The organism is Curtobacterium sp. DN_7.5, assembly GCF_022655355.1.
Lineage (GTDB): Bacteria > Actinomycetota > Actinomycetes > Actinomycetales > Microbacteriaceae > Curtobacterium > Curtobacterium luteum.
In genome coordinates this window covers 276,578-297,127 of sequence record NZ_CP093378.1, presented here as the reverse complement: position 1 = coordinate 297,127, position 20,550 = coordinate 276,578, and the positions used below count along the sequence as shown (strand labels likewise).

21 protein-coding genes are annotated in these 20,550 nt (G+C 72.6%); 12 read left to right on the top strand and 9 right to left on the bottom strand.

The genetic code is table 11. From position 1 onward, the window contains the following. Positions 1-20: 20 nt before the first annotated feature. The 3 genes from MON03_RS01455 to MON03_RS01445 all read right to left on the bottom strand — a co-directional run bounded on the left by MON03_RS01455 (position 21) and on the right by MON03_RS01445 (position 2,866). On the bottom strand, positions 21-659 hold the full coding sequence (locus MON03_RS01455) for a DNA alkylation repair protein (RefSeq protein WP_242090061.1): 639 nt from the start codon (positions 657-659) through the stop codon (positions 21-23). Continuing rightward, entirely contained in the window at positions 656-1,447 is a 792-nt protein-coding gene (locus MON03_RS01450; protein ID WP_242090060.1) for a sulfite exporter TauE/SafE family protein, read from the bottom strand. Before MON03_RS01450 ends, MON03_RS01455 begins: the two co-directional genes overlap by 4 nt. A gap of 207 nt (positions 1,448-1,654) precedes the next feature. Beyond that, positions 1,655-2,866, bottom strand: a complete 1,212-nt coding sequence (locus MON03_RS01445; protein WP_242090058.1) for a peptidoglycan DD-metalloendopeptidase family protein — start codon at positions 2,864-2,866, stop codon at positions 1,655-1,657. Positions 2,867-3,013: 147 nt separating this feature from the next. On the opposite strand from MON03_RS01445, the gene MON03_RS01440 reads away from it, so the two are divergent. Beyond that, complete coding sequence (locus MON03_RS01440; RefSeq protein ID WP_242090056.1) at positions 3,014-4,876, top strand: gamma-glutamyltransferase family protein; 1,863 nt, start codon at positions 3,014-3,016, stop codon at positions 4,874-4,876. Between the two features lie 60 nt (positions 4,877-4,936). On the opposite strand, the gene MON03_RS01435 is transcribed toward MON03_RS01440, so the two are convergent. Beyond that, positions 4,937-5,278, bottom strand: a complete 342-nt coding sequence (locus MON03_RS01435; protein WP_242090054.1) for a hypothetical protein — start codon at positions 5,276-5,278, stop codon at positions 4,937-4,939. A gap of 78 nt (positions 5,279-5,356) precedes the next feature. Beyond that, positions 5,357-5,971, bottom strand: coding sequence for a DUF805 domain-containing protein (locus MON03_RS01430; RefSeq protein ID WP_022902869.1), 615 nt, complete (start codon positions 5,969-5,971; stop codon positions 5,357-5,359). A 137-nt stretch (positions 5,972-6,108) separates the two neighbouring features. On the opposite strand from MON03_RS01430, the gene MON03_RS01425 reads away from it, so the two are divergent. The 3 genes from MON03_RS01425 to MON03_RS01415 all read left to right on the top strand — a co-directional run bounded on the left by MON03_RS01425 (position 6,109) and on the right by MON03_RS01415 (position 8,456). Further along, positions 6,109-6,549: an OsmC family peroxiredoxin gene (locus MON03_RS01425; protein ID WP_022902870.1), complete on the top strand. Its 441-nt coding sequence runs from the start codon at positions 6,109-6,111 to the stop codon at positions 6,547-6,549. An 81-nt stretch (positions 6,550-6,630) separates the two neighbouring features. After that, a complete protein-coding gene (locus MON03_RS01420; protein ID WP_148286086.1) occupies positions 6,631-6,885 on the top strand; it encodes a hypothetical protein in 255 nt (84 codons plus the stop codon). Between the two features lie 74 nt (positions 6,886-6,959). Next, the gene (locus tag MON03_RS01415; RefSeq protein WP_022902871.1) at positions 6,960-8,456 is read left to right on the top strand and encodes a threonine/serine exporter family protein; all 1,497 of its coding nucleotides are present in this window, start codon (positions 6,960-6,962) and stop codon (positions 8,454-8,456) included. 27 nt (positions 8,457-8,483) lie between these two features. Here MON03_RS01415 and MON03_RS01410 read toward each other — a convergent pair whose 3' ends face one another. Then, positions 8,484-8,678, bottom strand: a complete 195-nt coding sequence (locus tag MON03_RS01410) for a DUF2795 domain-containing protein (RefSeq protein ID WP_242090052.1) — start codon at positions 8,676-8,678, stop codon at positions 8,484-8,486. Between the two features lie 92 nt (positions 8,679-8,770). Continuing rightward, entirely contained in the window at positions 8,771-9,448 is a 678-nt protein-coding gene (locus MON03_RS01405) for a TetR/AcrR family transcriptional regulator (RefSeq protein WP_242090050.1), read from the bottom strand. Between the two features lie 187 nt (positions 9,449-9,635). Between MON03_RS01405 and MON03_RS01400 the strand changes: the two genes are divergently transcribed. The 3 genes from MON03_RS01400 (at position 9,636) to MON03_RS01390 (ending at position 12,499) form a co-directional block, all read left to right on the top strand. After that, positions 9,636-9,959, top strand: a complete 324-nt coding sequence (locus MON03_RS01400; RefSeq protein ID WP_242090048.1) for a hypothetical protein — start codon at positions 9,636-9,638, stop codon at positions 9,957-9,959. 72 nt (positions 9,960-10,031) lie between these two features. Beyond that, positions 10,032-11,030: a UDP-glucose 4-epimerase GalE gene (galE, locus tag MON03_RS01395; RefSeq protein WP_242090046.1), complete on the top strand. Its 999-nt coding sequence runs from the start codon at positions 10,032-10,034 to the stop codon at positions 11,028-11,030. After that, a complete protein-coding gene (locus MON03_RS01390; RefSeq protein WP_242090044.1) occupies positions 11,027-12,499 on the top strand; it encodes an oligosaccharide flippase family protein in 1,473 nt (490 codons plus the stop codon). The genes galE and MON03_RS01390 overlap by 4 nt, the downstream gene beginning before the upstream one ends. Before the next feature lie 43 nt (positions 12,500-12,542). On the opposite strand, the gene MON03_RS01385 is transcribed toward MON03_RS01390, so the two are convergent. Beyond that, the gene (locus tag MON03_RS01385; RefSeq protein ID WP_242090042.1) at positions 12,543-13,403 is read right to left on the bottom strand and encodes a glycosyltransferase family 2 protein; all 861 of its coding nucleotides are present in this window, start codon (positions 13,401-13,403) and stop codon (positions 12,543-12,545) included. Between the two features lie 125 nt (positions 13,404-13,528). Between MON03_RS01385 and MON03_RS01380 the strand changes: the two genes are divergently transcribed. The 5 genes from MON03_RS01380 (at position 13,529) to MON03_RS01360 (ending at position 19,432) form a co-directional block, all read left to right on the top strand. Beyond that, entirely contained in the window at positions 13,529-14,407 is an 879-nt protein-coding gene (locus MON03_RS01380; RefSeq protein WP_242090040.1) for a glycosyltransferase family 2 protein, read from the top strand. Positions 14,408-14,455: 48 nt separating this feature from the next. Continuing rightward, positions 14,456-15,406 carry an ABC transporter ATP-binding protein gene (locus tag MON03_RS01375; RefSeq protein WP_242090038.1) on the top strand — a complete coding sequence of 317 codons (951 nt, stop codon included), beginning with the start codon at positions 14,456-14,458 and terminating at the stop codon, positions 15,404-15,406. Between the two features lie 70 nt (positions 15,407-15,476). Beyond that, positions 15,477-16,466 carry an ABC transporter substrate-binding protein gene (locus tag MON03_RS01370; protein WP_022902875.1) on the top strand — a complete coding sequence of 330 codons (990 nt, stop codon included), beginning with the start codon at positions 15,477-15,479 and terminating at the stop codon, positions 16,464-16,466. 2 nt (positions 16,467-16,468) lie between these two features. Beyond that, positions 16,469-18,550, top strand: coding sequence for an iron ABC transporter permease (locus MON03_RS01365; protein WP_277927268.1), 2,082 nt, complete (start codon positions 16,469-16,471; stop codon positions 18,548-18,550). 90 nt (positions 18,551-18,640) lie between these two features. Then, positions 18,641-19,432: a hypothetical protein gene (locus MON03_RS01360; RefSeq protein ID WP_242090036.1), complete on the top strand. Its 792-nt coding sequence runs from the start codon at positions 18,641-18,643 to the stop codon at positions 19,430-19,432. 75 nt (positions 19,433-19,507) lie between these two features. Here the strand turns inward: MON03_RS01360 and MON03_RS01355 are convergent, their stop codons facing one another. Beyond that, a complete protein-coding gene (locus MON03_RS01355) occupies positions 19,508-20,407 on the bottom strand; it encodes an SDR family oxidoreductase (RefSeq protein ID WP_022902878.1) in 900 nt (299 codons plus the stop codon). Positions 20,408-20,550 lie beyond the last annotated feature (143 nt).

The following is a 20,550-nucleotide window of genomic DNA, read 5'->3' as shown; positions in this document are numbered from 1 at the left end:
TGAGCCGTGCCTCCCGGCCCTCACCCGCGCAAGCGGTCCCGCTCAGCCGCTGGCAGGTGCTCCGTGGCCGTCGCCCGCGCCGCCGGCGTGAGCCAGCGCCCCTGCCGTTCGAGGAACGCGACGAGCGCCGGCTCCGACGCCCGCTTCCCGACCTCGCGCAGCACCCGGCCGATCGCCGACTGCACGGTGTCGCCCCGCTCCCTGACGAGGCGTCCGACGATGCCGAGCGCCACCTCTGCGTCGCCCTGCTTGACGAACGCCAGGGTCGCGACCACCGCTGTCCGGCGGACCATCGCCACGTCGGACTTCGCGAGCGAGAAGAGCTGCCCGGTCGACCCGCCGCCGACGAGCGGCGCACCGACGAGCTCCTCCGCACCGAGGTCGACCAGGACCGGGTCCTCGAACCGCTCCGCCTTCGCCGCGGCCAGGTACTCCTCGGTCAGCTCGCGGTCGACCCGTTCGCGCATCGCTTGCACGAGCAGCAGGACCGCGACGAGCCGGGCACCCGGATCCTCGCTCCAGAGCAGCGCCGACCGCTCACCCTCGTCGATCCCGGCGAACCGCCGTGCGACCCTGCGGGCCGCGGCGACGTCGCCTGTCGTGCGCGCCAGCGCGGCGAGGACGTCCTCCGCGGACCCACCGGCCTGGAGGCCCGTCACGCGACCTCCCCGTCCGTCGCCGAAACCACGGGTCGGGTCCGACGACCGCGCCGCAGCACGATGACCGCGACCACCACGAGGAACGCGGCGAAGAGCCACGTGCCGACCTGCGGGTCGACGAGCCGCGCCAGCCACGCTCCCGCCGGTGAGCAGACCGCCGCGGTGACGCCGACGAGCAACCCCACCCGGACGTCGACGGCCCGTCGCCGGAGGTTCGCGACCGTGCCGGAGGCCGACGTCGGGACCATCGTCAGCAGGGACGTCCCCTTCGCGAGCAGGTCCCCGGCGCCCAGGGCGACCTCGAGCCCCGGCACGATCACCACACCGCCGCCGACCCCGACGAGCCCGGAGAGCACCCCGGACAGCAGGCCGAGGCCGAGCAGGACGAGCGCCTCGACGACGCCGAAGTGCACCTCGCCGCCGCGGGTCGGCACCGTGGTGAACAGCGACACGAGCACCACCGTGAGGAAGCCCACGAAGATCCATGGCAGCGCACGGATCGGGACGGCCCGGAGCAGCCGGGCGCCGAGCGGAGCGCCGATCACGCTGCCCACCGCCAGGGTGAGGGCGGCGAGCCAGTGGACCTCGCCCTGGACGGCGTAGGTGATCGCGCCGACGAGTGCGGCGGGGGCGATCGCGACGAGCGAGGTGGCGGAGGCGCGGCGTTGGTCCATGCCGAGCACGGCCATCAGCGCGGGCACGACGACGACTCCGCCGCCGACGCCGAACAGGCCCGAGAGGAGGCCGGCGAGGACACCGATCACGACGAGGGCGAGGGTCCGGCGCACCGACCCAGCCTACGGCGCGCGCCGCGTGGAACTGCAGTACCAGTTCGCTGGAGGTTGCCCTGCTCGACCCGGACGCCGGACGATCGCCCCGGGCAAGGATGAAGCCCACCACCGCGCCAACGGTGATGGGCTTCGGATTGCTCTCCGAGTGGAGTGCAGAGGGACCGCGTACGTCCCGAGCGTACCGCGGGCAGGTCGACGACGACGTCAGCGGAAGTGCAGCACCGACAACGGGTCGACGAGGGTGCCGGCCCGCCGCGTCTCGACGTGCACGTGCGGTCCCGTCGACTGCCCGGTGTTCCCGGACTTCCCGATCTCGGTCCGCACCGAGACGATCTGCCCCTGCTTGACCTCGATCTTGCTGAGGTGCGCCGTGAGCACCGTCATGTTGCCGTAGGTCACGACGATGTAGTTGCCGTACGAGGCGTTGTTCGCCACCGTGCTCGTCACGGTCCCGGTCGCCGAGGCGTACACCGGCGTGCCGACCGCCACGGGTGCGTCGGTGCCCTGGTGGTAGCGGGGCACGTGTCCTTCGCCGCGGTCGTCGCCGTACCGGCCGGTGATCTTCGTGCCGTTGACGGGCCAGAGCAGGCCGGTGACGGGCTTCGTCGACCACACCCGGGTGTCCTGACCGCCGTAGAGCACGACGTTGCCGTCGACCTGCACGAGGAGGTTCCCCCCGCCGGCCTTGGTCGTCTTGGTGGACCACAGCGCGACCTTGGTCCGCGCGGCGTTGCGCCACCAGACGATGAGGTTGCCGTCCGACCGCAGCTCCGTCCAGGCACCGGTCTTGCCCTTGGTCCCCGACTGCCAGACGACCTTGGAGCCCTGCTTCTGCATGAGGTTGCCGTCCATGCGCATCGCGAGGGTCCGTGTCGTCCCGGTGTCCGAGCGCAGGGTGGTGCCGGGCAGGAGGGTGTTCCCGGCCGGGATGCTGGCCTGGTAGCCGTTCCAGGCGACGATCGAGGTGGTGCCGGACAGGAGCGCCATCGTGCCGTCGCCGCGGACCTTGAACGAGGTCGACTGCTTCGTGCCCGCCGAGGACCACCGCTCGACCCGCTTGCCGTTCCGGAGGATGTCGACCGCGCGGTTCGTCCCGATCTTCACGACGGCCCCGGGCTGGTTCGACGTCCCGGACGCCCAGAGCACCGCGTTCCCGATGCCGTACTCGACGAGGTTGCCGTCGCCCTGCATGATCAGGCGGAACTGCCCGTTGGCCGAGGTGACGGAGTCACCCGGGTAGAGGGTCGTCCCGGCCGGGACGGTCTCCTTGTAGACGACGGACGCCGAGGCCGGCGCGGCGACGGCGACGAGCGCGCCGGCGCCGACGGCGAGGGCCGTGGCGACGGCCGCGATCCGGACGAGACCCCGTCGGGCGATCCGGCGCGGACGCGTGACGGTGGACGGGTTGCTGGTCATGGTTCCCCTGCTGGTCGGTGTGCGCCGTGCCCCTGCACGGACTGCGACCCGCCCTGCACGAGTCACCGAACGATGGTCGGTGTTCCGCGTTGCTGAGCACAACCCCAGTTCCGGGGGCAACGGCCGGCACGGAGCAGGATGGGAAGCATGCCCACGCCCAACCCCGCCTTCACCCCGCCGACGTCGACCCCCACCCGCCCGGACCTCGCCGGCACGTTCGGCGCCGCCGCAGCGACCCACTGGACCGCGACCGCGACCGCGCAGTCGGTCCTCGAGCGCGGCGGCAACGCCTTCGACGCGGCGGTGGCCGGAGCGTTCGTGCTGCACGTCGTGGAACCGCACCTGAACGGCCCCGGCGGCGACCTCACGGCCGTGTTCGCGACCGCCGACGACCCGACTCCCGTCGTGCTCTGCGGTCAGGGTCCGGCACCGGCCGGAGCGACCCGCGAGCACTACCTGGCCGAGGGGCTCGACCTCGTGCCGGGCGCCGGTGCGCTGGCGGCGACGGTCCCGGGCGCGGTGGACGCCTGGCTGCTCCTGCTCCGTGACCGCGGGACCTGGGACCTCGCGGACGTCCTCGCCCCCGCGATCGGCTACGCCCGTGACGGGCACCCGATCGCGCCGGCCGTGGTCCGGACCATCACCGCCGTGCAGGACCTCTTCCGGGACCACTGGCCCACCTCCGCCGAGCGGTGGCTGCCGGGAGGCGCGGTGCCGGAACCCGGGACCATCGTGCGCAACGAGGCGCTCGCGTCGGTCCTGGAGCGGCTGGTCGCCGCGGGCGGCGACCACGCCGGACGCACGGCCAGGATCGACGCCGCCCGGACCGAGTGGGCGGAGGGGTTCGTGGCGCAGGCGATCGACCGGTTCGTCCGCGAACCGCACCGCCACGCTTCCGGCACGGACCACGCCGGGGTGATCCGTGCGTCCGACCTCCAGGCGTTCCGGGCGACGTACGAGCCGGCGACGACGACCGAGTTCCGCGGGTGCACGATCGCGAAGACCGGACCGTGGGGGCAGGGCCCGGCGCTCCTCGAGACGCTGCGACTGCTCGAACCGCTCGACGACGCACTGCTCGACCCGTCCACCGAGGTCGGGGCGCACACGATCGTCGAGGCGCAGAAGCTCGCCCTCGCCGACCGCGACCTGTTCTACGGCGACGGCGAGGTGCCGCTCGACGTGCTGCTGTCCGACGCGTACACGGACGAGCGCCGCACGCTGATCGGGGAACGGGCGTCGGCGGAGCTCCGGCCGGGCACGGTGCCGGGCTTCGAGCACGCCACACCGCCGCTCCGCACCACGTACGCCACCGACGCCGGCGGCTCCGCCGGGGAGCCCACCGTCCGGGTGGCCCGCGACGCCGCCCGCGCGGTCCCCGTGGAGGACCGCGGCGAGCCCTTCGTCGCCCCGACCGGCGAGACCCGCGGCGACACGGTCCACATCGACGTCGTCGACCGGTGGGGCAACATGGTCAGCGCGACGCCCTCCGGCGGATGGCTGCAGTCGTCCCCCACGATCCCGGAGCTCGGGTTCTGCCTCGGCACCCGCCTGCAGATGACCTGGCTCGAGGAGGGGACGGCCACGACGCTGACGCCCGGCCGGCGCCCGCGGACGACCCTCACGCCGACCCTCGTGCTGCGGGACGGGCAGCCCGTCGCGGCGCTCGGCTCGCCCGGCGGCGACCAGCAGGACCAGTGGCAGCTCCTCTTCCTGCTCCGCTGGATCGTCGGCGGGTACTCGCCGCAGCAGGCGATCGACGCCCCGGCGCTGCACACGACGTCGTTCCCGGGGTCGTTCTGGCCGCGGACGTGGGAGCCGGCGGGCCTGGTCGTCGAGGACCGGCTCGGGGACGACGTGATCGCCGGACTCGAGGCACGTGGCCACGTCGTGACCCGCGCCGGTGACTGGGCGCTCGGGCGACTGTGCTGCGTCACCCGCGAGCCGTCCTCCGGGGTGGTCGGAGCCGCAGCGAACCCGCGTGGCGCGCAGGGCTACGCGATCGCACGCTGACGGCGGACGGGAGGCGCGGTGCCAGCTGGCACCGCGCCTCCCGTCAGTCGTCGTGCGGGTCTACCGCCGGGAGGCGCGCACCCAGCGCACCACGTTCACGACGGGGTAGGCGAGCGCCAGCACGGCGACCAGCGCCATGCCGATCGCCCCCGCCCACACGTCCGCCGGCCCGGCCAGGATCCGCCCGACGACCACGAGCGCGTTGATGCCGACCACGGCGAGGACGATCGACGCGACGATCCGCCAGGCGAGCCCCGACCGCGAGACCGGCTCGGCGTCGCCGCTGACGAGGCCGCGCTCCGGGGCGTCGTACGGGATCCCCATCGTCATGCCACCATCGGTGGTCCCGTTGCCGGAACTCCGCGGCCTGACCGCTTCGGTGTAGTCCGGGTTCGTCGACATGATCTGCTCCCCACTGCGGGGCAGCCCCTGCCCCGCGACCCCACCGTAGCCCCGGTGACTCCGGGCGCACCAGGGGCGTTACCGGATCGTCGTCAGGGCGCCACCGTCGGCGGCGAGGTCGGGCTCGCGCCGCCCGGCGAACACCCCGCGGTCGAACCGGGCCCCGCGCACCCGCGCACGGCTGACGACCATGCCGGTCACGACCAGCCACCCGATCGGCCCGGTGAACACCAGGAGCAGGATCCACACCCCCGTGTGGTCGCGGTCGTGCAGTCGGCGGACGAGCAAGGACCACCGCGGGATCGCGGTCACCAGGACCCCGACGATGATCGCGACGTCCCAGCTGTCCGGCCAGGTGTCCCGACCGGTCCCGTAGCCCCACCACGCGGCGGAGTACCGGTCCCGGTGGATCTCGAACAGGTGGAACCCGACCTGCGGCGAGGGCACGATGCCGAACGGGTCCGCGTACACCGTCCAACGCGCCGTCATGCCGAGCTGCACCACGAGCCACCACACCGCGAGCACGACCACGGCCTGCAGGGCGATGACCCAGAAGAACTCGCTCCGGCTCGCGCGGCCGTGGAACCGCCACCCCTGCGTCCAGAAGCGGACCCAGGCGACGTCCGGGCGCCCGGACACGTCGACCGGGCCCTGCACGGTCACACGCGACCGGAACGACGCTCTGTCCCCCATGCGCCCGATCGTAGGGCAGACCTGCGTCTTCCCCGTGAGCGGGTTGCGAGAACGAGCGTTCTCCGATTGACTCGGCCTTGGCTCCGACCAGGAGCAGACGGCTCCACGGAGCCGACCCCCACACGAAAGGAGCGGGAATGCCCACGCGCACCGCACGCACCGCCTGGAACGGCGGCCTCAACGACGGTTCCGGTCAGGTCGAACTCTCGAGCTCGAAGGTCGGCACCTACGACGTGTCCTTCCCGAAGCGCGCCGCCGACGACGCCGGTGGCACCACCAGCCCCGAGGAGCTCATCGCCGCCGCGCACTCCTCCTGCTACGCGATGCAGTTCTCGGCGATCCTCGGCGAGGCCGGCGGCACCGTCGAGGCGCTCGACGTCAAGGCCGACGTCTCCCTCGGCCCGGACTCGGCCGGTGGCTTCAAGCTCACCGGCATCGTCCTCACCGTGAGCGGCGAGGTCTCCGGCATCGACGAGGCGGCCTTCCTCAAGGCCGCTGACGAGGCCAAGGCGACCTGCCCGGTCTCCAAGGCGCTCACCGGCGTCGACATCGAGCTGCACGCGACGTTCGAGCAGTAGTCGTCACCGGCGTGACGGACGGGAGGCCCGTGGCGACCCCGCCACGGGCCTCCCGTCCGTCGGCCCCGTACGCTGGGTGACGTGCCCCGGTTCCTCGCCACCCCGACCTGGCTCGCCCTGTGGGCGGGCACCGCAGTCCTGGTCGCGGGCGTGGTGGTCTGGCTCTCCGCACCGACCGCCTCGTTCGGCTGGTTCGCGTACGCCCCACTCGCCGGAGCGGTCTTCGACCCCGTGACGCACTCGTGGCAGCAGGTCGTCGGGCCGGTCCTCATCCTGGTGGGCGCGGTCGTCGCGGCCTTCGCCCTCGGTCGGCTCAGCGTGCGCCGACCGCACTGACCGTCCCAGCCGGCGCCAGGGTCACGTTCAGCGCGCGTCCGGACTCGGTCGATCGCGACTGGCACCATGGCGGGATGGCCGAGCAGTTCCTCCCCGGCGTGCCGAAGTCCGGCCGCCCTCCGCGGCCCCGTGTCCGGAAGGTCGCGCAGCACGACCTCCGCGACGCCCGCGCACGACTGCGCGGCACGATCTACGAGGACGTCGCCCCGGACGTCCGACCCCGTGAGCAGTACTCCCCCGTGCAGATCGTCGACTTCTGCCTCGACCTCGCGGAGGTGATGCTCGCCTCGGGCGCCGACACCCGGAGCGTCGAGACGGCCGTCGTCGCGGTCTCGACGAAGTGGAACCTCGCGCCGCTCGACCTCGACCTCACCGGCAGCTCGGTGACGATCCAGTACGCCCCGGCCGAGGGTCCGGCGCTCGTGAAGTTCCGCACGGTGACGATCGACGGGTCCGACCTCGGGCGCCTGGCGTGGGCGAACCAGATCGTCGACGACCTCGTGCACGGCTCGCGGGACATGACCTCGGCCGTGAGCGCCCTCGTCGCCGTGCTCCGGATGCCGCCCCGCTGGCCGACCTGGCTGGCGGACGTCGGGCTCGCGATCCTGGGGACCTCGATCGCCATGCAGGCCGGCGGTGGCTGGCGAGCAGGGGTCGGGGCCTTCGTCCTCATGATGGGGATCATCGTCTCCGGCCGGTGGCTGACCGGCCGGGGCTTCCCGCAGTTCTTCGTGTCCGGCGCGCAGGGTGCGGTGGCGTCGGCGATCGGCACCCTCGCCATCTCCGCCGGGGTCCTGCGACCCGCCGGTGCCGCGACCATGGTGGCCGCGCTCGTGGTGCTGCTCCTGCCGCACGTGTCGCTCGTCACCTGGGCGCAGGACGCGATCTCGGGGTTCCGCGCGATGGCCGTCGCTCGGGCGTTCTCGATCCTGCTCGTCATCGCCGCGATCGTCGTCGGCGTCCCGGCGGGCATCGCGCTGACGCACTGGCTGCGGATCGAGGTCGACCCGTCCGGCATCGTGCTCGACCCCCTGCCGCTCTGGGCGTCACTGTCCCTCACGGTCGTGTCCGCGGCCGCGAACTGCTTCGTGCAGCAGGCCAGCGCGCGGGTGATCCCGGTCGCGGTGGCCTTCTCGGTCACCGCCGGGGCCGCGCTGTGGGGCCTGCGGCAGCTCGGCCTCCCGCTGCTCGGCGCGACCTTCCTGGCCTCGGTGCTCCTCGGTGTCCTCGCGACCATCGCGGCGGCCCGGATGCGCACGGCGGTCGGTGCGATCGCCGTGCCGGCCTTCTGCGGAGCGCTCCTGCCCGGTGTCGCGGTGTCGAACGCACTCCTCGCCGTGATGTCCGGGTCGTCGACGTCGGCACTCGACTTCGTGTCCGCGGTGACCGTCGCGCTGGCGATCGGCGCGGGACTCGTCCTCGGCGGACTGTTCGCGACGCCCGGTGCCCGTCGCGCCCTGCGTCGAGCGCGGAAGGTCGTGGTGCACTCGGTCCACAGCGACACGACCGCGCTGCGGGTCATCCGCGACTCCGGTTACGACCCCGGGGACGGCAGTCGACCGCGCTGGTGACGCCGGCGCGGTCGACCGGTCCGCGGCTCAGCTCGCGTCGCTGATCGCGCTCGACACCGCGGTCGGGGCGTCGTACTCGCCGTCCGGGATGTTCTTCAGCGCATCGAGGGCGTCACCGTTCGCGCCCTCGCGCTCGGCGGTGGCCACGATGTCGTCCTTCGACGCCGGGTAGTCGATGCCGCTCAGGTACTTCTGGATCTCGATCGGGTCGGGGTTCGCCACGACGGGCTCCTTCCGGTTGGGGCCTCCACCGAGTACCCCGTGCCCGCTCCGACCCCGCCCGGGTCTGCGCTGCGCGGCCAACGGGCCGCGGGTCAGATCTCCCAGCTGCCCGGGTCGCTCCACGTGGCGTGCCGGACCTGCGCCTGGGGCTGGTAGCGCTCCATCCACCCGGCCTCGAGGCGGGCGACCGCCCGGTCGAAGGCCTGGACGAGGTCCATGTCGCCGCGGAGCAGCGCCTGCAGCTGGAGTCCCTCGTAGAGGGCGATGAGCTGCTCGGCACCGCGACGCGGGTCCATCGTGTGCGGGGCCCGCCCGACGGCGATGTCCCGCTCGAGGCCGCGCTTGATCCGCGAGAAGAAGAGCTGGTAGCGCGAGCGGAGGTACGTCGACATCGGGTGCGCGGGGTTGCCCGCGACCGAGAGCAGCGCGACGAGGAGCCGCGCGAGTGCCGGGTCCTCGGCGTTCGAGGCGACGATCGCGCGCAGGAGGTCCACCGTGGGGGCGTCGCCGACCTCGGCGGTCACCTCCTCCATGCGGCCGCCGTTCCACCGGTCCACCGCGGCGAGGACGAGGCCGTCCCACGACGGGAAGTGCAGTTCGAGTTCGGCGAGCGAGATCCCCATGCGCTCGGCGACGTGCTCCGGCCGGGCCTCGTGGAAGGGCACGTCGCGCAGCAGGTCGACCGTCGCCCCCACGATGGTGATCCGCAGGTGCAGGGTGGCGGCCGCGGCCGCTGCGGCGTGCGTGTCCGCGCTGGTGTTCTCGAGCATCGTGCCCTCCGATCGCCGGACGTCCTGTCCGGGGTGCCCTCGTGGGGCACGGGGTGCACCCGATCGGGTGCACGTCCGATCCTGGTACAGATCGGGGGACACCAGAATCCCCGGTCCGGGTGTCGGCATTCCGGGGGACAACCGCGCTGCTCAGCGCCCTTCCGGGCAGTCGTGTGACGATGCCGCCATGTCACCGAACGACTCCACCGCGCAGGGCCTCGCGACCATGGCGTCGGCCGGCTTCGAGTTCGGCGGCGACGCCGACCAGGTCGCGCACGACCTCCGCACGATGTGGGAGCAGCTCGGACGCCCGCCCGGCGCGTTCGAGGCCGCGGCCCGGGCGATCGCCGTGCTGCCCCAGCGCCCCGAGGTGCCGATCGCCGACCAGGCACGCCGTCGTGCGTTCGAGCGGGCGATCGGGATCAACCCGGTCGAGGTGGAGCTCGCCGCGGCACTCGCCGCCCGCGAGCTGCTGGAGCGGATGGCACGGACCTGCGGAGCGCCCTGCTGACAACATTGTGATTGCAGTTGTGATATTTCACACGTAGAATAGAGACATCGCTCACAGCCACCAGGAGGCTCGATGTCCGTTCTCGTGACCGGCGGCGCCGGCTACATCGGCTCACACGTCGTCCGGATGCTCCGCGCACGCGGCGACCGGGTCGTCGTGGCCGACGACCTGTCGACCGGCCACGCATCCCGGGTCCTCGGGACGCCACTCGTCCGCGTCGACCTCGCGACTGACGGGGCGGTGTCGTCGCTCGAGCGCATGATCGTCGAACACGATGTCGACTCGGTGGTGCACTTCGCTGCGGCGAAGCAGGTCGCGGAGTCGACGCGCGAACCGACCGCGTACTTCCGGCGCAACGTCGGCAGCCTCACCAACCTCCTCGCCGCGGTCGAGGCCACGGGCGTACGACGACTCGTGTTCTCGTCGTCCGCGGCCGTGTACGGGAACGTCGCGGGTCGGCCCGTGCGGGAGTCCGAAGCGTGCGCCCCCGTCAACCCCTACGGACAGTCGAAGCTCGTCGGCGAGTGGATGACCCGGAACTCAGCGGCCGCGGCGGGGGTCGGCGTCGCCAATCTCCGCTACTTCAACGTCGCCGGAGCGGGCTGGGCGGACCTCCGCGATCCGGGGGCGGCGAATCTCATCCCGATCACCCTCGACACCGTGCTCGCCGGCGGGGACCCGGTGGTGTTCGGCGACGACCACGGCACGCCAGACGGTTCCTGCATCCGTGACTACGTGCACGTGAGCGACCTCGCCGAAGCGCACCTCGCGGCGCTCGATGCCCTGGACGAGGGACCGCTCGACCACACCGAGTACAACATCGGCACCGGGAGCGGCGCTTCCGTGCTCGAGGTGCTCGACGTGGTCGCCGACATCACCGGGCGAGACATCCGCCCCGTGATCGCACCACCGCGGGCCGGAGACCCGGCAGCAGTGGTCGCGGACACCAGCCGGGCACAGCAGGACCTCAACTGGCGCGCTCGGCACGACCTCCACGACATCGTGCGATCCGCCTGGGAGAGCCTGCCCGTGAACGCATCGACGTCCGGCGTCCGGACCACAGCGGCGTGAGCGCCACCGGACTGCTCCCGACCGTGTCGTTGGCGGCATCGGCGGTACGCGGCACACTGACGACGGGGATCGGGACCTGGGTACGGTTCGTCCTGCAGTTCGGCACCGTGATCGTGGTCGCTCGGGTGCTCGGGCCCACCGAGTACGGGGCTGCAGCGGTGGTGCTGATCGCGTCAGCGGCAGCGGAACTCCTGAGGGGCTCCGGCGTCGCCACGGTGGTCGCGCGGGACCACACGATGCCCGAACCAGCGCGCTCGACACTCCACCTCCTGAACACCGCCGCGGGCGTGACCCTCGGCTCGTTGGCAGCGGTGGTGCTCGCGACGGTGCCGATCGGCCCACCCTCGCTCAGGGCCGCGGCGCCGGCACTCGGACTCGTGTTCGTGTTCGCCGGACTCGCAGCGGTCCCCACCGCGGTGCTCTCGAGTCGGCTCCGCTTCCGGTTCCTCGCAGCGGTCGAGATGACGTCGATGACGCTCGGTTGCGCCACCGCGGTGGTGCTCGTCGCCGCGGGCGTCGGAGCGCCTGCGCTCGTGTGGCAGGCAGTCGTCTTCGCCACGGCTTCGGCACTGCCGATCGTCCTCGCCGGAGGATGGCGTCCAGTGCGCCCGCAACGTGATCCCGTCGCTCGCGCCGCAGTCCGGATGGCAGGGAACGCCATCACGGTGCAGGCGCTCAACTTCTGCAGCAGGAGCGTCGACCGCGTCCTCATCGGCGCGACTGCGGGCCCCACGGCTGCCGGTCTCTGGGCGCAGGCGATGCAGTTGCTCACCCTCCCGCTGGAGCAGCTCCTGGGGCCCGCGGGACGCGTCGCAGTCCCGACGCTGAGTCGCGCCGCCGCGGACGACGAACGGCTCCGTCGCTGGTACCGCGCTGCCGTCGGCCTGGCAGCGCTCGTGCTCTGGCCGGCGTTCACCGTCGCGGCCGTCCTCGCGACACCACTCATCGCCACCGTCTTCGGCGACGAGTGGGCCGCGGCAGGTGACGTCTTCCGCCTACTCGCGCTCGCCGGCGTCACGCAGACGGTCGGGTACGTGACCGTCTGGGTGTTCGTGTCGACCGGCCGCTTCCGGTCGCAGCGGCGCTGGGCGCTGGTGACGCGACCCCTCGTGTTCGCGTCGTTCTTCGCCGGTGTGCCGTGGGGCCTCGAGGGCATGGCGATCGCGTACGTGTGCGCCGAAGCGGTCATCGTCGTCCCCGGCTTCATCATCGCGACCCGCGGGGGACCGCTTCGGCTGACGGACCTCTTGTCCGCCGTCGCCACCCCCGCGATGGTCGCCGTCGTCGCTGGCTGCGCTGCGTACGGCGCGGTCCGCACGGCCGGTGACAGTCCGGTCGCGGCCCTGCTCCTGGGAACGGCGGCAGGACTGGTCGCCATCGTCGCCGGGATCGGCGCGACGCCATCCCTGCGGCGGCTCGTCAGCGGTCTCGCGTCGCGATTGCGATCATCCGCCGGCGCCGTTGCGTGACGGGCTTGCGCCGACGTCAGGTCGCAACGACGACCGAACACGGTCAGACCCTGGCGATGAAGCCCTCGAGGCGCCCGCGCAACTGAGCGACCTGGAACCGGGCGCGCCCGGAGTCACGCGCAACGAACGCAACCAGGACCGCAGCACAGGAGCGACCGATCCAGAACGCCGCCTCACCCCAGCGGTGGTGCTTCCGGAGGACCCGACCGAACCCGCGGTTGTAGCGCCGGACCTTCGCGAGGACTTCACGCTCAGGGCCCTCGTCGCGCCACTCCGGGTGGTAGACCCGCAGCTCTGGGCGGTAGTCGATCACAGCCCCCAGCGCGAGGGCGCGCAGCACGTAGTCGGTCTCCTCGCCCGCCCCGAACGGCGTGCCGGACCCTGATCCGAGCATCTCGTCGAAGTCGCCGACACGCTCGACGACGTCGCGGCGGAGGAACAGGGTCGCGCTCGTCACGGTCCGCGGGATCTTCGACGCTGTGATGGTCACCGGCTCGTCCAACCACCGGAGAAGGTTCGCCGCACCGTTCGGCGCACTCAGGCGGGTGGAAACGCCGTCCGGGCGACGGCCGTCCACGCCCGCGCGCCCGAGCCGCTCCCGCACCGAGGCCAGGAGCCCGTCGGGGTACCAGCAGTCGTCGTCCGGGAAGCCGACGATGTCTCCCCGGAGCTCGCGGATGCCACGGTTCCGACCTCGGCTGAGTCCGCGGACGACCGGTTCGTGGACGTACTCGGCGCGACCGTCAGCGACCCACGGCGCGATGATGGTCGCGCACGACGGCGCTCCGGACTGCTCGACCAGGGTGATGAAGACCGACTCGCCCTGCGCGTCGAGCGTGTCGAGGAAGTGCTGGAGAGCATCGGAACGACCGATCGTGCTGAGGACGAGGTGGAAGGTGTACATCGCTCCCCCTGGGCGGGCACTGATCGGACCCTTGGACACTACCAGCCCTGGTGCACACTGACGTACTTGCACGTCATAGGACGATGTGCGATATTTGACATTGCAGACGGATCAGGGAGGAACACATGTCAGCAGCTGCGACAGGGCCGACCAGCGTGGGGATCGTCGTTGCGGTCGGCCCCTCGAACGCGTACCTCGACCAGCAGCTCACCGCCCTGAGCGAGCAGCAGCACGATGGCGCAGTCGAACTCGTCCTGAGCTGCAACGGCACACCGGTCGAGCCGGTCCGCGCTCGCTGCGACCGGGTGAACTGGCCGCCCGACTGGCACCTGCACGTGATCGATTCCTCAGCGGAACTGGGAGCAGGGCCCGCACGCAACGCCGGAAGTGCCGCGATCGAGACCGACCTCCTCGTGTTCTGCGACGCGGACGACGTCGTCGCCGACGGCTGGCTCGCCGCGATGGTCGACGCGCTGCGTGAGCACGACGTCGTCGGCGGCCGGCTGCAGTACGACCGGATCAACGGAGAGGACGTCTGGGAGATCCGCTCGAGCACGGGCCTCGGCCGTCGGTTCGGACACCTCCCCTACGCCCCGACGTGCAACCTCGGCCTCAGCCGAGCGGCGTTCGACGCCACGGGCGGGTTCGATCCGCGCGCCGTCAAGGGCCAGGACACAGACCTCTGCTGGCGGGCCGCCTACGCGGGCTTCCCGATCGCCTACGCGCCCGACGCCGTCGTGCACTACCGACTCCGACCGACCATCCATCAGGCTTTCCGCAACGCCCGCGCCTACGGCCGGTACGACCCGCTCCTGCTCCGGATGCACCGGCCGCACGGCGCCCGGAACTCCCTGCGCTCGTCGTGTCGGGAACTCGCGTCGACTGCCTGGGCGATCCTGCGGGCCCCCCTCGGCCGACGGCGCCTCCGCACGGCTGCGATCAGGGTGGGGGCTGTGCTCGGTCGACTCGAGGGCAGCCTGCGCTTCCGCACGTTCACGCTCTGAGCACACCGGCGTTAGGTGATCGAACATAGGTGAGGCTACCCTTACCTCGTGGTCGATCTGCATGCACGCGACGTCACCGTGGGCTACCACGGCGAGGACGTCGTCCACGCCGCCTCCCTCGAACTCGCCGGGAGCTCCGTGACGGCCCTCGTCGGTCCGAACGGTTCCGGCAAGTCGACGCTCCTCCGCACCGTCGCGCGACTGCAGCAGGCCCGCTCCGGGTCTGTCGACCTGCGCGGCGCGATCGACGCGCACGAGGCGAGCCGTGCCTCCAGGCCGCGCGGGACGGCAGGAGCCGACGCGACCGGGACCACCGTGACCGGCACGACCACGACCACCACCAGCAGCGACGCGACCGTCACCACCGACGCGGACGTCGTCGACGGCCTCGCCCTGACGCCGAAGGCCTTCGCCCGGCAGGTCGCCCTGCTCACGCAGGGTCGGCCGGTGCCCGGCGGCCTCCGCGTCCGCGACCTCGTCGCGTTCGGCCGCCACCCGTACCGCGGCCGCTTCGGCGGTCAGGACCCCGACGGCCAGACCGTGGTGGCGCACGCCCTCGACGTGACCGGGCTCACGAGCCTGGCCGAGCGACCGGCCGACGAGCTCTCGGGCGGACAGCTCCAGCGGGTCTGGCTGGCGAGCTGCCTGGCGCAGCAGACGGGCGTGCTGCTGCTCGACGAGCCGACGACCTACCTCGACCTCCGGTACCAGGTCGAGCTGCTCGACCTCGTCCGCGACCTGGCCGACCACCACGGCACGGCGGTCGGCGTCGTCCTGCACGACCTCGACCAGGCGGCCGCCGTCGCCGACCGGCTCGTGCTGCTCCGCGCCGGCGTCGTCGTCGCGGACGGCATCCCCGCCGAAGTGCTCGAGGCCGACCGGCTCTCGGACGTCTACGGCATCCGCGTCGAGGTCGACCACGACCCGACCACCGGCGGCCTCCGCACCCGCGCGGTCGGTCGGCACCACAGCCGGACCACCCCTGCACCCGCACGCTGACGGCCGCGCCGCTCGCAGCGGTCCGCGCCGACAGTCCACCCCTCACCGAACAGGAAGAACCCGAGCCGCCATGAAGCGACGACTCCTCGCCACCACCGCCATCGCCGCCGCAGCAGCCCTCGCCCTCACGGCGTGCGGCTCCACCCAGGCCGCCACCGACGCCAGCCCCTCGGCCGCGAAGATCACCGTCACGGACGCGCAGGGCACGAAGGTGACCCTCGACGGCCCCGCGAAGAAGGTCGTCGGCACCGAGTGGAACGTGGTCGAGGACCTCGAGACGCTGGGTGTCGCACCCGCGGGCGTCGCGGACGTCACGGGCTACAGCCAGTGGGACTCGAAGGTGCCGCTGACCGGTGACCCGAAGGACATCGGGACACGCGGCGAGCCGAGCACGGACACCATCGCGTCGATCGCGCCGGACCTCATCGTCGCGACGACCGACCTGAAGGACTCGGTCGTCACGCAGCTGCGGAAGATCGCACCGACGATCGTGATCGCGTCGGCCAAGTCCGGCGACCAGCTCGACACCATCAAGGACACGCTCGACCTCATCGCCGAGGCCACCGGCACGACCGCGAAGGCCGAGTCGGTCTGGAAGGCGCTCGAGGAGAAGATCGCGGAGGGCAAGCAGGAGATCGCCGACGCTGGCAAGGACGGCACGAAGGTGGCGTTCGCGGACGGCTACGTACTGTCGAACCAGGTCACCATCCGGCCGTACACCGCCGGCTCGCTCATCGGCGCCGTGAACGAGGAGCTCGGGCTCGAGAACGCCTGGACCGGTACCGGCATCGAGGGCGACGCGGCGTACGGGCTCGGCTCGACGGACGTCGAGGGGCTGACCAAGCTCCCGTCGGACACGCAGTTCCTCTACATCGACAACGCGAAGGCCAGCGAGGACGACGTCTTCGGGAAGACCCTCGCCTCGAACGCCGTGTGGAAGTCGCTGCCGTTCGTCGAGCAGGACCACGTGCACCGTCTCGACGACGGCATCTGGATGTTCGGCGGGCCGGGCGCGATGGACGCCTACGTCGACGCCGCGGTCGCCGCGCTCACGAAGTAGCGGTGCTCGACTCCGCCACGCCCCAGCGGGCCGGACGGCGCTCCCCGAGCGTCGCCCGGCCCGCGCTCGGCGTCGTGCTCCTGGTCGCCGGGATCGCCGTCGTCGCGGCGCTGGCGGCACTCGACACGACGCAGGGGACCGCGAACGTCGGCGCCGGAGCCGTCTGGAAGGCCCTGACCGGGCACGCGGACGCCGCCGACGCCTCCGTCGTGGTCGCGTCCCGGTTCCCGCGCGCCGTCGCCGGGCTCGTCGTCGGGTTCGCACTCGGTGTCGCCGGTGCCGCGCTGCAGTCGGTCACCCGGAACGTGCTCGCGGCGCCGGACACGCTCGCCGTGAACGCGGGCGCGTACCTGGCGCTCGGCGTCGTGTCCGTCGCCGGTGTGGGCCTCCCGGTCGTCGCGCAGGGCGGGGTGGCCTTCGTCGGCGGCCTGGCCGCGGCGGCCCTCGTGCTCGCGCTGTCCGGCCTCGGCAGCGGCACCCTGCGCCTCGTCCTGGCGGGGACGGCGCTCGCGCTCGGCCTCGGTTCCGTGACCCAGGCCCTGGTCCTGCTCTTCCCGCAGGAGACGCAGGGCCTCTACGCGTGGAACCAAGGCGGCATCGCCCAGAACGGCTACGACACGGTGCTGCCGATGCTGCCGGTGGTCGTCGTCGGCGTGGCCGGCTTCCTGCTCGTCTCGCACCGGGTGGACGCCCTGGCGCTCGGGGACGACGCCGCCCGCGGCCTCGGCGTCCCGGTCCGGAGCACCCGGGTCGTCGCCGTCGTCCTCGCCGTGCTGCTCTCCGCCGCGGCCGTCACGATCGCAGGGCCGATCGGCTTCGTCGGGCTGTGCGCTCCGGCACTGGTACGCCCCGTCGCGCGGACCTTCCCGACGCTGCACCGGTCGTGGGCGCTCCTGTCGGTCTCGGGCCTGGTCGGCGCCGGCATCGTGATGGGGTCCGACGTCCTCCTCCGCGCGGTGGTCCACGGCGACCGGGCGGTGTCGGTGCCGACCGGTGTCGTCACGAGCGTCGTCGGCGCGGTCTTCCTCGTCGTGATGGCGCTGCGGATGCGCGACACGGGCCAGACCACCCCGCTCGAGGTCACCCGGATCCCGGGCCGGCTCGCGGTCACGCTGACGGTGCTCGGTCTCGTCGTGGTGCTCGCCGGGGTCGTCGTCGCGGCCGTGCTCCTCGGCGACGCGAAGCTCCTGCTCGGCGACGTGGCGAACTGGCTGTCGGGCAGGGCGAACCAGGGCATCTCGTTCATCCTCGACACCCGGGTCCCGCGGGTCTCCGCCGCCCTGCTCGCCGGCGCCGCGCTCGCCCTCGCCGGCACCCTCGTGCAGGGCGTCACCCGGAACCCGCTCGCCGACCCCGGCGTGCTCGGCGTCTCGAGCGGCGCGGGACTCGGGGCGGTGCTCGTCGTCACGGCGGTCCCGGCAGCGACGACGTGGGGCGTCGCCGGTGCCGCGTTCGTCGGCGCCGCGGTCGCCGCGGTGGTGGTGTTCGGTCTCGCGGCCCGCGGGGGCTTCCGGCAGAACCGCCTCGTGCTCGTGGGTGTCGGGGTGTCGGCCGGACTCACCGCACTCATCAGCCTGCTCATCGTCGTCACGGACCCGTTCAACGCCACGAAGGCCCTGACCTGGCTGTCGGGCTCGACCTACGGCCGGACGTGGCAGGACTCGCTGCCGGTGGTCGTGGTGCTCGTGGTCGCACTCGTGCTCGTCCTCCCCCGCCACCGCGAGCTCGACCTCGTGTCGCTCGACGAGGACACACCGCGACTGCTCGGCATCCGGCTCGGGCGGACCCGGCTCGGCCTGCTGACGCTGTCGGTGCTGCTCACGGCGACGGCCATCGCCGCGGTCGGCACGATCGGGTTCGTCGGTCTGGTGGCCCCGCACGCCGCTCGCTCGCTCGTGGGTCGCCCGCACGCCCGGGTGGTCCCGGTGGCCGTGCTGCTCGGCGCGGTGCTCGTCTGCCTCGGCGACCTCCTCGGCCGCACGGTCATCGCGCCCGCGCAGCTCGGCGCGGGGATCCTGACGGCGCTCGTCGGGACGCCCTACTTCGTGTGGCTGCTGCTGCGCTCACCCCGCGGCGCTCACTGACCGTACTGTATTTCACATACCGGTCTGCGATGATGGAGGAGCTGGACCCGAACAGCACCCGATCAGCGACCTGCCCCCGGAGGCCCGGACATGCCCGCACGACGCCGCTTCATCGCCGACATCGCCACCGGACGCTCGGCGTTCGCTCGCTCCGTCCTCCTCGAGGCCTGGCGGGCGCTGCTCCCGGACACGTTCCACACCGCCACACCGCTGACCCTCCGTGACCGGGTCCGGCTCACCGGGAGCGAGCGCATCACCCTGACCGACGGCATCGAGCCCGCGACCCCGGGCTCGATCGCGGCCGGCACCCTCGACCTGCTGTGGATCGACCACGCCGCCGACGTCGCCGCGGTCCCGAGCACCCCCGTCGGCGTCGGGCTGACGGTCGGCGCGGAGACCGACATCGGACTCTCCACGGAGGACCTCGCCGCCGCGGTCGTGGCGGTGGCCGGCGAACGCGGCGCGGCTTCGATCGCCGTGTTCCGGCTGGACGAGCGCGACGGCGCACGGTCGAACGAGGTCCTCCGGGTCGTCCGCCGCATGTCCTCGATCCCCGTGGCGCTCGTCGCGCACGACATCTCGACCGACGTCACCGCGCGACGCATCACCGACTGTGCACTCGTGGTGACGGACGACCGGACCGTCGAGCGGGTCGCACGGTCCGCTGGCGTCCCGACCGTGCGACTCGGGTCGCACGACTCCCTGACGGAGCTGTACGTCGCGCTGCACGATCCGCGCTCCGACGTCGATGTCGCGGAGCTCCGGACCGCTCGGACGGTCGCTTTCGCACTCGACGCGTGGCAGCGCGGCCGGATGACGACAGCTGAGCTCCACGCGTCGGTCCGGCCGGTCCGACCGGAGGAACAGCGGCTCACGGTCTGACCGCAGACCGACCACGGACGGACGGGAGGCGCGGTGCCAGCTGGCACCGCGCCTCCCGTCCGTCCTGGGTCGCCGCTACGGCGTCGGCATCCCGCCGTCGACGTGGAGCGTCTCACCGACCACGTAGGACGACTCGCCGCTGGCGAGGAAGACGTACGCCGGCGCGAGTTCGGCCGGCTGGCCCCAGCGGCCGAGGTAGGTCTGCTCGCCCGCGGACGGCAGGGCCTCCGGCGGCTGTCCACCGGCCGGCTGCAGCGGCGTCCAGATCGGCCCGGGCGCGACGGCGTTCACGCGGATGCCCTTCGGCGCGAGCTGCGCGGCGAGGCCCTTGGCCAGGTTGTTCACGGTCGCTTTCGTGGCCGCGTAGTGCACCAGGTGCGGCGAGGGGGCGTACGCCTGGATCGAGGTCGTGTTGATGATCGTCGAGCCCGGCTGGAGGTGCGGGACGGCGGCCTTCGTGATGCGGAACGTCGCGTAGGCGTTCGTCTTGAAGGTCTCGTCGAACTCCTCGTCCGAGATCTTCGTGATGTCGTCGACGTTCTGCTGCTTGCCCGCGTTGTTCACGAGGATGTCGAGCCCGCCCAGGCCGTCGACGGCCTTCGCGACCAGCTCCTCGCACCACTCCTTCGACGTGATGTCACCGGGCAGCGCGACCGCCGTGCGGCCGGCGGCCTCGATGAGTCCGACGATGCGCTTCGCGTCCTCTTCCTCCTCGGGCAGGTACGAGATCGCCACGTCGGCGCCCTCGCGGGCGTAGGCGATGGCGACGGCCGCCCCGATGCCGGAGTCACCGCCGGTGACGAGCGCCTTCCGGCCCTCGAGTCGGCCCGAGCCGCGGTAGGTGTCCTCACCGTGGTCGGCCGGGACGTTCTGCGCCATCTCCTCGTCGGTTCCGGCGCCCGGCAGGTACTGCTCGTCGGGCTTCTTGTCCGCGTACATCGCGGTCGGGTCCTGCATCGTGTACTGGTCCGTCATGGCCCGTACGGTACGCACCCGTCGCGGCATTCCCGCCCAGCCCGGTGTCCCCCGGACGTCCTCGTCGAAGATCACGGTCCGGTGACGGGCGGGAACCGATTCGGTAACACCTGTCGCCCGACGAGGAACGACGACGTACGGTC

Excerpts from the sequence above, each read along its gene's own strand:
- MON03_RS01445 (WP_242090058.1), bottom strand. The coding sequence starts at position 2,866 with ATGACCAGCAACCCGTCCACCGTCACGCGTCCGCGCCGGATCGCCCGA.
- MON03_RS01440 (WP_242090056.1), top strand. The coding sequence starts at position 3,014 with ATGCCCACGCCCAACCCCGCCTTCACCCCGCCGACGTCGACCCCCACC.
- MON03_RS01435 (WP_242090054.1), bottom strand. The coding sequence starts at position 5,278 with ATGTCGACGAACCCGGACTACACCGAAGCGGTCAGGCCGCGGAGTTCC.
- MON03_RS01430 (WP_022902869.1), bottom strand. The coding sequence starts at position 5,971 with ATGGGGGACAGAGCGTCGTTCCGGTCGCGTGTGACCGTGCAGGGCCCG.
- MON03_RS01425 (WP_022902870.1), top strand. The coding sequence starts at position 6,109 with ATGCCCACGCGCACCGCACGCACCGCCTGGAACGGCGGCCTCAACGAC.
- MON03_RS01415 (WP_022902871.1), top strand. The coding sequence starts at position 6,960 with ATGGCCGAGCAGTTCCTCCCCGGCGTGCCGAAGTCCGGCCGCCCTCCG.
- MON03_RS01405 (WP_242090050.1), bottom strand. The coding sequence starts at position 9,448 with ATGCTCGAGAACACCAGCGCGGACACGCACGCCGCAGCGGCCGCGGCC.
- MON03_RS01400 (WP_242090048.1), top strand. The coding sequence starts at position 9,636 with ATGTCACCGAACGACTCCACCGCGCAGGGCCTCGCGACCATGGCGTCG.
- galE (WP_242090046.1), top strand. The coding sequence starts at position 10,032 with ATGTCCGTTCTCGTGACCGGCGGCGCCGGCTACATCGGCTCACACGTC.
- MON03_RS01385 (WP_242090042.1), bottom strand. The coding sequence starts at position 13,403 with ATGTACACCTTCCACCTCGTCCTCAGCACGATCGGTCGTTCCGATGCT.
- MON03_RS01380 (WP_242090040.1), top strand. The coding sequence starts at position 13,529 with ATGTCAGCAGCTGCGACAGGGCCGACCAGCGTGGGGATCGTCGTTGCG.
- MON03_RS01370 (WP_022902875.1), top strand. The coding sequence starts at position 15,477 with ATGAAGCGACGACTCCTCGCCACCACCGCCATCGCCGCCGCAGCAGCC.
- MON03_RS01360 (WP_242090036.1), top strand. The coding sequence starts at position 18,641 with ATGCCCGCACGACGCCGCTTCATCGCCGACATCGCCACCGGACGCTCG.
- MON03_RS01355 (WP_022902878.1), bottom strand. The coding sequence starts at position 20,407 with ATGACGGACCAGTACACGATGCAGGACCCGACCGCGATGTACGCGGAC.